The organism is Microbacterium istanbulense (assembly GCF_037204145.1).
Classification (GTDB): domain Bacteria; phylum Actinomycetota; class Actinomycetes; order Actinomycetales; family Microbacteriaceae; genus Microbacterium; species Microbacterium istanbulense.
On sequence record NZ_JBBDGN010000023.1, the window covers coordinates 1 to 9,257 of the forward strand.

General features: G+C 64.4%; 9 protein-coding genes. 3 read left to right on the plus strand and 6 right to left on the minus strand.

The genetic code is table 11. From position 1 onward, the window contains the following. Window positions 1-1,583 precede the first annotated feature (1,583 nt). The 6 genes from rsmG to rpmH are packed head-to-tail and all read right to left on the minus strand — an operon-like array spanning window position 1,584 to window position 4,654. Complete coding sequence (rsmG, locus tag WDU93_RS15075) at window positions 1,584-2,234, minus strand: 16S rRNA (guanine(527)-N(7))-methyltransferase RsmG (protein ID WP_337322072.1); 651 nt, start codon at window positions 2,232-2,234, stop codon at window positions 1,584-1,586. A gap of 19 nt (window positions 2,235-2,253) precedes the next feature. Next, window positions 2,254-2,748: a Jag family protein gene (locus WDU93_RS15080; RefSeq protein ID WP_337322064.1), complete on the minus strand. Its 495-nt coding sequence runs from the start codon at window positions 2,746-2,748 to the stop codon at window positions 2,254-2,256. After that, window positions 2,745-3,812, minus strand: coding sequence for a membrane protein insertase YidC (yidC, locus tag WDU93_RS15085; protein ID WP_337322065.1), 1,068 nt, complete (start codon window positions 3,810-3,812; stop codon window positions 2,745-2,747). The genes WDU93_RS15080 and yidC overlap by 4 nt, the downstream gene beginning before the upstream one ends. Then, complete coding sequence (yidD, locus tag WDU93_RS15090; RefSeq protein WP_337322066.1) at window positions 3,802-4,167, minus strand: membrane protein insertion efficiency factor YidD; 366 nt, start codon at window positions 4,165-4,167, stop codon at window positions 3,802-3,804. The genes yidC and yidD overlap by 11 nt, the downstream gene beginning before the upstream one ends. Next, window positions 4,164-4,511: a ribonuclease P protein component gene (rnpA, locus tag WDU93_RS15095; RefSeq protein ID WP_337322067.1), complete on the minus strand. Its 348-nt coding sequence runs from the start codon at window positions 4,509-4,511 to the stop codon at window positions 4,164-4,166. Before rnpA ends, yidD begins: the two co-directional genes overlap by 4 nt. Window positions 4,512-4,516: 5 nt before the next feature. Further along, on the minus strand, window positions 4,517-4,654 hold the full coding sequence (rpmH, locus tag WDU93_RS15100) for a 50S ribosomal protein L34 (protein WP_337322068.1): 138 nt from the start codon (window positions 4,652-4,654) through the stop codon (window positions 4,517-4,519). A 343-nt stretch (window positions 4,655-4,997) separates the two neighbouring features. Between rpmH and dnaA the strand changes: the two genes are divergently transcribed. The 3 genes from dnaA to recF all read left to right on the plus strand — a co-directional run. Continuing rightward, window positions 4,998-6,398 (plus strand): chromosomal replication initiator protein DnaA, encoded by a 1,401-nt coding sequence (dnaA, locus tag WDU93_RS15105; protein WP_337322069.1) that lies wholly within the window; start codon window positions 4,998-5,000, stop codon window positions 6,396-6,398. Window positions 6,399-6,805: 407 nt separating this feature from the next. After that, window positions 6,806-7,948: a DNA polymerase III subunit beta gene (gene dnaN / locus WDU93_RS15110; protein WP_337322070.1), complete on the plus strand. Its 1,143-nt coding sequence runs from the start codon at window positions 6,806-6,808 to the stop codon at window positions 7,946-7,948. 155 nt (window positions 7,949-8,103) lie between these two features. Then, a partial coding sequence (gene recF, locus WDU93_RS15115) for a DNA replication/repair protein RecF (protein ID WP_337322071.1) occupies window positions 8,104-9,257 on the plus strand: 1,154 nt, incomplete at its 3' end.

A 9,257-nucleotide genomic window follows, 5' to 3' on the forward strand; every position in this document is an offset into this window, starting at 1 on the left:
GCTAGGGGCGTCGATCGAGCAACTCGCACGTCGAGCGCCCTGGCGCTCAGAGCGCCTGGAGCGCGGTGATGCGTATCGCGTCCCGACGTGTCGGTCGGTCGTTCGTTGCGAGCTCGGCAACGCGAGCGAGACGGAACGAACATGTTTCACGTGAAACTCGGTGGACACGGTAGGTCGACGCCTGGCTGCGCTCAGTCACACCTCGATGCGCTGCTAACGAGAAGTGAAGTAGAAATCTCCCGCCGTTCGTAAAGTGGTCACCGTTCGACAAGCTCCGGGACCCAGGGCTAGGCGAAGGGCAGCGTCTGCACCTTTGTCATGTGAAGCGCATGCGGTGTGGGATGCCGGCAAACACTCTCTCCCCCGGGAGATTCGCGGGACAGGGCTGACAATACGGTGACTATGGCCGCTGCGTTCGCGCGAGAAGCTTGGCACACAAACGCGCCAGGCGTACTGACGGGGACCGGATCAGAGCCCGAAGCGATGGATGGCGGGCTCCTTCGACAAGTTCGGGTGCCCACGTAGGCGCGAAGACTACCGATTGAGCGTGTTTCACGTGAAACGTCGGCTGCGCAAAGCCGAGGCGCACTCCGCCCCTTGAGAGATTCCACGACCCGGCCAGCCAACGCGGCGGAATGCCTCTGCGCTCAAGCGAAAAGGTCGCGTCGCGGCCAAAGAGCCCTGCTGACGAGAATCGAAGTGGGAGGTGCACGCCGCTCGTGAAGCAGGATCCCTTCCGACAGGTTCAGGTTTCGGGGGCGGCGGTAGAGACGCAGCTTGACATGTTTCACGTGAAACGCGGCTGCTACCTGCGATCAGGTGAGCCCAGTCCCTACGAACGATCCAGCGACCCGCGCCTGCCAATGCTCGAACGATCCCTACTGCGCTCGCGCGACAAACCTGAATCGCCGACGGGCGGGTCAATCCACGACAGGCGGGCGGACGGAGACTTCACGCCGCTCACGAAAGGGGGCCCTTCGACAAGCTCAGGGACCTACCCCACACTCGGTCATGTTTCACGTGAAACATGGGGCTTGCGTTGCGCTCCTTCGCGGAACCCCGGACGGTCAGCGACAGAACTGTTTGTGAGGCGCTGGGGTCGGGCCCCTGCCCCGCAAACTCGCGAATGTGGGGCCCTTCGACAAGCTCAGGGACCCACCCCCGCACGTGTTTCACGTGAAACATGGTCTAGCGCTGGATCGGACTATTGTCCGTTGGGTGTCGGGACGCAGCCGCGCTCCCTCACGGAAGCCCGGACGACCATCGATTGAACTGTTTATGAAGTGTGGGGGTCCCCGCAATTCGCGAAAGCGGGGCCCTTCGACAAGCGCAGGGAGCCACCCCACACTCAGGCATGTTTCACGTGAAACATCGATCTTGCGCCGGATCGGACTACTGGCATTCGACGAGCTCAGGGACCCACCGAGGCTCGGCTATTTTTCACGTGAAGCAAACGCGGTGAGACCCTTCGACCGGCTCAGGGACCCACCGTGGGGGGAAGATCGAGGACTGTCGACTAGGCCAGCGATCGGTCCTTCGTCTCGCTTTGCTCGCTCAGGAACCGAACGGCGTCAAGTGGCAGGTCAGGCGCGAACCCGGGCGCGAACGACGCGGGTGGGTTCGGCAATCACGCCCTCCCCCACGACCTCGACGGAGACATCCGTCACCTTGTGCTTCTTCAGCACCTTCGCGGCCGCGTCGATCTCCGCGGGCACATTGTGACCCTTCAGCAGAATCAACTCACCGCCGTCGCGCACCAGCGGCGCGGTGATCGGCACGAGCGTGCGCATCGCGCTGACAGCCCGAGCGGTCACCACATCGAACTCCAGCCCGACATCCTCCGCACGCGCACGCATCACTCGCACGTTGTCGAGACCCAGCGCGGCCACCTGCTCCTCGAGCCACGCGACGCGACGCTCCATCGGCTCGATCAACGTGAACTGCACATCGGGTCGAGCGATCGCCAGCACCAGACCAGGCAACCCTGCCCCCGACCCCACATCCGCGACGGACCCGGAGAACAGCGGAGCCGCGATCGCCGAGTTCAGCACATGACGCGTCCACAGACGCGGCAACTCCAGCGGTCCGATCAGCCCGCGCAGCTCGCCTTCCGCCGCAAGAGCAGCGGTGAACTGGCGCGCAAGCGCAATCCGATCGCCGAACAGTGACGCAGCTACGGCCGGCTCGGCCTCGACTTCGGCCACGTCACCGCGGCCGGCATCCTCACTCACCATCACCGTTTCACGTGAAACATCAGCGGCGCGTGATGACCGTGTGACGGTCCGCACCCTCGCCGTAGGACTCGGAACCCAGGCCCCGCTCCGACACGATGTCGTGCACAAGCTTGCGCTCGTAGCTCGACATCGCCGGAAGAGAAGCCTGCGAGGCACCCTCATCGAGCTTCGCGACGGCAGCATCCACCAGCTTCTCCAGCTGACGACGACGCGCATCACGCGAGCCGCCGATGTCGAGGATCAGCCGCGAGAACTGACCGGTGCTGCTCTGCACGGCCAGACGCGTGAGCTCCTGCAGTGCCTGCACCGTATCGGGTGCCGACAGCAGCGACAGGCCATCGCCCTCCGCCTCGACCGACACATAGGCACGACCCTGACGCACATCCAGGGTCAGGTCCCCGTCGATGTCCGCGATGTCGAGCAGCTCCTCGATGAAGTCGGCCGCGACATCGCCCTCGTTCTCGAGCTGCTCCACCGTCGACTCCACGGGTGCGCTGGTCTCTCCTGCGCTCACGAGTTCCCGCCCTTCTTCTTTGCGCGCTTCTTGCTCATCGGCTGCTCACGCTTCGGCGCCTCGGCCTTCGCGCGCTCCACCTCTTCGAGCTTGCGCTGCTGCTCAGCTTCGAAAGCCGCGATCGGCACGACCTTGCCCTCGGAGTTGATCGCCTTGCCCTTGCGAGCCAGACGCTCCTCGCGAGCCTTCGCTGCCTCAGAACCGGGCGTCGGCATCTCGCGGATGACGAGGAACTGCTGACCCATCGTCCACAGGTTCGACACGAACCAGTAGATGACCACACCGAGCGGGAAAAGCACACCCGAGAAGATGAAGCCCAGCGGCAGCACGTACAGCATGATCTTCTGCATCTGGTACGCCTGGCCGGTCTTGGCCTCGGGCGACAGGTTCTTCGAGATGATCTGCAGCTGCGTGATGAACTGAGACGCGATCATCAGCACCACGAGCGCGGCGAGAATCGAGATCGCCAACACGTTCTGGTCGGCCCACGCCTGACCCAGCGTCTCGTGCAGCGAGACAGAACCGAACAGCTTCGCGTCGTAGAACTCCTGCGTGAGCTCCGCACTCAGCAGACCGACACCACCGGTCTGCGCATCCGCATGCTTGGCGACGTCGACCAGCACGCTGTACAGCGAGAAGAAGATCGGCATCTGGATGAGCAACGGCAGACAGCTCGAGACCGGGGTCGTGCCGTGCTTCTTGTACAGCGCCATCGTCTCGCGGCTCATCGCCTCACGAGACAACTGGTCGCGCTTGCCCTTGTACTTCTCCTGAACTTTTCGCAGTTCAGGAGCAATTTCCATCATCTTCCGCTGGCTGCGGATCTGCTTCACGAACAGCGGGAAGACCGCCAGACGCACGACGATCACGAGACCGACGATCGAGAGCACCCAGGTCAGACCATCAGCCGAGGGCATCCCGATCGCGGTGAGCAACCAGTGCCACGCGACGAGGATCATCTCGACGACCCACTTCAGCGGCCACAGGATGGTGCCGAACAGATCGAAGCCACCACTGGACGGCGCCGGTGTGGTCGTGCTTGAGAGCAGAAGGTCAAGACCCACTGTTCGTTTCCTTTCGAGCAGGTACGACGAAGCCCTTGGGCGTCAGGTCGTATCGGAAGTGAGCGTGCGGACGGACGTCATCGACGCCGCCGGCGCTCCACGGATTGCACCGCAGCACACGCCACGCAGAGAGCACCGCTCCCCACACGGCACCGTGCTGCTGCACCGCACTTACAGCGTACGCGGAACAGCTGGGGTAATACCGACACACGTCTCCGTACAGCGGGGAGATCACCGCGCGGTAACCCGTGAGAAAACCGAGCACGAGGTTACGGGGAAGGACCGGGATGCTGCGCACGAGGTCGGACGGATGCCAGTGCGCTGTCCCATACGCGGTCGAGGGGAGCGCGCTCATGCTCGCTCAACACCGATCAACCGGTGCAGGCACCGCGTGACATCCGCCTGCAGATCGCCGAACTCGGCGGTCGCAGATGCAGGAAGGGCACGGATGACGACATCCGTGCCCTGGGGAACCGTGTCGCGCAGTTCCGCACAGATCGCCTTGAGGCGTCGGCGGACGGTGTTGCGCACGACAGCTGTCCCCACCTGCTTGCTGATAATGAACCCGAAACGGGGTGCTCGCTCTTCGCCACCGGGCAACACCGAGGTCACCAGGCGCGCGCCGCCGCATCGCGTTCCACGTCGGACCACCTGTCGGTAGTCAGCGCCGCGGGTCAGTCGATTCGGCCGGGCGAGCAAGAGGGTTACGCCGAGAGCTCGGTGCGGCCCTTCGAGCGGCGAGCCGACAGGATGGCGCGGCCGGCGCGGGTACGCATACGGGCGCGGAAGCCGTGCTTCTTGGCGCGACGACGGTTGTTGGGCTGGAAGGTGCGCGTGCTCATGAGGAATCACTCCGGACTGGGTGTGTCACCGGTTCGGTTCATCCGGAGACAGGGGTACTGCCAAAAGGCATAAGTCAACCGATTAAGGGTACGACCTGCCACGGCACAGGGCAAATCGCGCGCAGACACGCGGGAATCGGTGGTCGGATGCTGCGCTGCATCCACCACGTTGCTCACAGCCATTATCCACACCTGTGGATTCGGCGCTCGCATCCGACACACCCGCGTGTTTTCCGGCACAGGTTGCCGTCAGGTGCGCCGATGACTAGCGTGTGATCGGAAGTTATCCACAGGGGGAGCCACCATTTTCGGGTGCGCTTTCCACAACCGCGCCCGGAGCACCATGACCTTCGCTGCCCAGCCCGACGTTCCCATCTGGACCGAACTGGTGGAACGTCTGCAGGTCGACGAGCGCGTCACCCCGCAGCTGCAGGGTTTTCTGAGCCTGGTGGTGCCCGCCGGTGTGATGAGCGGCGTGCTCTACCTCGACGTGCCGAACGACCTCACCGCAGCGCAGATCAACAAGCGCCTGCGCATCCCGCTGATGGAAGCGCTGTCGAACATCGGCGACGAGGTGACCTCCTACCGCACGGTGGTCAATCACGAACTGGCCGATCAGCCGACCGCACCGATCGCCGTCGCAGACTTCTCTGCGCCCGAGCCCGTCCGCTCCGAGACCTCCCCCATGGAACAGCCGGCTCCGACGCCGATCCGGCACGAATCGCGGCTGAACCCGAAGTACACGTTCGACAACTTCGTCATCGGCCAGTCCAACCGTTTCGCGCACGCGGCCGCGGTCGCCGTGGCCGAGGCGCCCGCGAAGGCCTACAACCCGCTGTTCATCTACGGCGACTCCGGACTCGGCAAGACCCACCTGCTGCATGCGATCGGCGACTACGCCCAGTCGCTGTACACCGGGGTCAAGGTGCGGTACGTCTCCAGCGAAGAGTTCACGAACGACTTCATCAACTCGATCGCGAACAACCGCGGTGCCGCGTTCCAGGCGCGCTACCGCGAGGTCGACATTCTGCTGATCGACGACATCCAGTTCCTGCAGGGGCGCGCCGAAACGCAGGAGGCGTTCTTCCACACCTTCAACACGCTGCACGATCACAACAAGCAGGTCGTGATCACGAGCGACGTCGCCCCGAAGCTGCTCACCGGTTTCGAGGATCGGATGCGCAGCCGCTTCGAGTGGGGTCTGATCACCGATGTGCAGGCACCCGACCTCGAGACGCGTATCGCGATCCTGCGCAAGAAGGCGCAGAGCGAGGCGCTGCACATCCCCGACGAGGTGCTCGAGTACATCGCCACGGTGGTCTCGTCGAACATCCGCGAACTCGAGGGCGCCCTCATCCGCGTCTCGGCGTTCGCGAGCCTCAACCGTTCGGCCCTCGACATCTCCCTCGCCCAGACCGTGCTGCGCGACATCGTCGACACCGCCGAAGACAACGTCATCTCGCCGACCGACATCATCACCGCGACCGCCGGCTACTTCAAGCTCACGGTCGACGACCTGTACGGCTCGAGCCGCTCGCAGCAGATCGCCACCGCTCGACAGATCGCCATGTACCTGTGCCGCGAACGCACGAACCTCTCGCTGCCGAAGATCGGACAACTGTTCGGCAACCGCGACCACACCACGGTGATGTACGCGTACAAGAAGATCAGCGAACTCATGAAAGAGCGCCGCTCGATCTACAACCAGGTGACCGAGATCACCACCCAGCTCGGCCGACGCTGAGCCCAGGTCGGAGCACAAATCTGTCATCCCACTCACATGGGGGTGTGGATAACTTGTGGAGAACTCCACTTCGGATGCCGCGCGAAGGCGTTGCCTGTGGAAAACCTCCTGACCGCTCAGAAGCACCCACACCCCGAAATACCGCGGATTCCTCAGGGATTCCACAAGTGACAGACGTGTAGTTCCCTACTCGCGACTGCTATCCACCGACTTATCCACAGAATCCACAACTGTTAACACCGTTAAGAGATTTCTCTTCATCAGGGGTTCTCCGATCACCAGACGGGTGTGGATGCCGAACCGTTCGAATGACACATTCCGTGGTGGACCTGTACATCGAGGGCACTAGCATGGGATGGCCTGACGCAGGTCGACTGCGCCCAGGGAATGACAACGAAGGAGGGCCCGTGCGGTTCCAGGTCAATCGCGATGTATTCAGCGAAGCAGTGTCCTTCGTCGTCAAGCTGCTGCCGCAGCGCAATCCGCAGCCGATTCTCGCGGGTGTGCTCATCGAGGCATCCGATGCGGGACTCACCCTCTCGGCGTTCGACTACGAGGCATCCGCCCGCACGACGATAGAAGCGACGGTCGACTCCCCCGGCACGATCCTCGTGCATGGCCGACTGCTCTCCGAGATCGCCAGCCGTCTGCCCAACGCGCCGATCGAAATTGCTGTCGGCGACGACGGGGGCATCACGCTCACCTGTGGTTCGGCACGCTTCACCCTTGCGGCCATGCCCGTCGAGGAATATCCCTCGATTCCTGAGGTGTCCGGCTCGACCGGTGTCGTTCCTGCCGAGGAGTTCGGCACCGCGATCGCTCAGGTCGCCTTCGCCGCATCCCGTGACGACGTCACCCCTGTGCTCACCGGTGTGCAGCTCGAGGTGTCGGGCACCACGCTGAGCCTCGTCGCCACCGACCGGTACCGCGTCTCGCTGCGCGATGTGCCGTGGGATGGCGACACGGCAGAGCAGACCGCGCTGGTTCCTGCCCGCACGCTGACCGAGGTCGGCAAGACGTTCGCGCACGCCGGCAACATCGAAATCGCGTTCTCGGGGTCGGGTGACCGCGAGATCATCGCCTTCACCGCGGGCAACAAGACGGTGACATCCCTCCTGATCAAGGGCAATTTCCCGCCCGTTCGGCGACTGTTCCCCGAGCAGACCGAGCACTACGCGGTGGCGAACACGGGCGAGCTCATCGAGGCGATTCGTCGTGTGGCGCTCGTGCTCGACCGTTCTGCGCCGCTGCGGTTCACGTTCGACGCCGAATCGGTGACGATGGATGCATCCGGCAGCGAGCAGGCTCGTGCATCCGAGTCGGTCGATGCGCACCTCTCCGGCGGCGACGATGTCACGCTCGGCCTCAACCCGCAGTACCTGCTTGAGGCACTCGGTGCGGTCAAGAGCGAGTTCGTCCGCGTGACGTTCACCTCGTCGGACAACGCGAACAAGCTGAGCCCCGTTCTCGTGACGAGCCAGACCTCGGTCGACCAGGCCGGCCTCGACTCGTTCAAGTACCTGCTCCAGCCCAACCTCCTCCTGCGCTGACCGGCCTCCCCCATCTCGCGTCTCCCTGCCTCGTTTGGGGCGGATTCTCGCGTTTGGGGCGCACCACAACCGCCCCAAACGCAGGATGTCGCCCCAAACCCGGCAAGAGGGGGAGGGGCGGGGTGGGTGTCGGGGACGAAAGGTAGGCTGATGCGGTGATTGTGGAGCACCTGAACCTGGTCGATTTCCGCAATTACGCGACCGCTGATCTCACCCTGCATCCAGGGCCGAACGTGCTTGTCGGCAGCAACGGCCAGGGCAAGACGAATCTTGCCGAGGCCATCGTGTTCCTCGCGACGCTCGGTTCGCATCGGGTGTCGTCGGATGCCCCGATGGTGCGCGACGGCAAGGACTTCGCCGTGATTCGCGCGCGTCTCACCCACGCCCAGCGCAAGGTGCTCGTCGAGGTGCAGCTCAATCGGCAGGGGTCGAACAAGGCGCGCATCAACGGCTCGCCGTCGAAGACGAACGAGCTCCCCCGCTACGCGCACGTCGTGCTCTTCGCTCCCGAAGACCTGCAGATCGTGCGAGGCGACCCGTCCTCGCGCAGAAGATTCGCAGATCAGCTGCTGATTCAGCGCACCCCGCGCCTGGCGGGCGTGATCGCTGACTACGAGCGTGTGCTGCGCCAACGCACCGCCCTGCTGAAGTCGGCGCGGGCGCGTGGCATCCGCGGCGATGCGCTCTCCACCCTCGACGTGTGGGACGACAAGCTCGTCGCGCTCGGCTCCGAGATCATCCACGCGCGCATCCGCCTGGCGGCCGACCTGCAGGGTCCCTTGGCCGAGGCCTATGCCGCGATCGCTGGCGCCGACCACCGCCCGCAGCTCGAGTGGGCGCTGTCGGTGCGCGGCGGTGACCCCGAAGAGGGTGAGGCTGCGGCCGAGGATGCCCGGGGCGAGATCGCCGACCTGTTCCGCGCCGAATTGCAGGCCAAGCGCGATAAGGAGCTCGACCGGGGGTTGACCCTCGTCGGTCCGCACCGTGACGATCTCGTGCTGCGGGTACGCGATCTGCCGGTGAAGGGCTATGCCTCACATGGCGAATCCTGGTCGGTCGCGCTCGCGCTGCGGCTGGCGTCGGCCGAGCTGCTGCGCGCTGAATCTCCCGCCGGTGACCCGGTGCTCATCCTCGATGACGTGTTCGCCGAGCTGGATGCCCAGCGGCGCAAGCGCCTCGCGGCGCTGACCACCGGGTATGAGCAGGTGCTCGTCACCGCCGCCGTGGAGGAAGATATCCCCGAGCAGCTGCATCACCATGTGGTGCGGATCCAGGCGGGGACGATCACGGATGAGCGGGGCGCTTCGAC

Excerpts from the sequence above, each read along its gene's own strand:
- rsmG (WP_337322072.1), bottom strand. The coding sequence starts at position 2,234 with ATGGTGAGTGAGGATGCCGGCCGCGGTGACGTGGCCGAAGTCGAGGCC.
- yidD (WP_337322066.1), bottom strand. The coding sequence starts at position 4,167 with ATGAGCGCGCTCCCCTCGACCGCGTATGGGACAGCGCACTGGCATCCG.
- rpmH (WP_337322068.1), bottom strand. The coding sequence starts at position 4,654 with ATGAGCACGCGCACCTTCCAGCCCAACAACCGTCGTCGCGCCAAGAAG.
- dnaA (WP_337322069.1), top strand. The coding sequence starts at position 4,998 with ATGACCTTCGCTGCCCAGCCCGACGTTCCCATCTGGACCGAACTGGTG.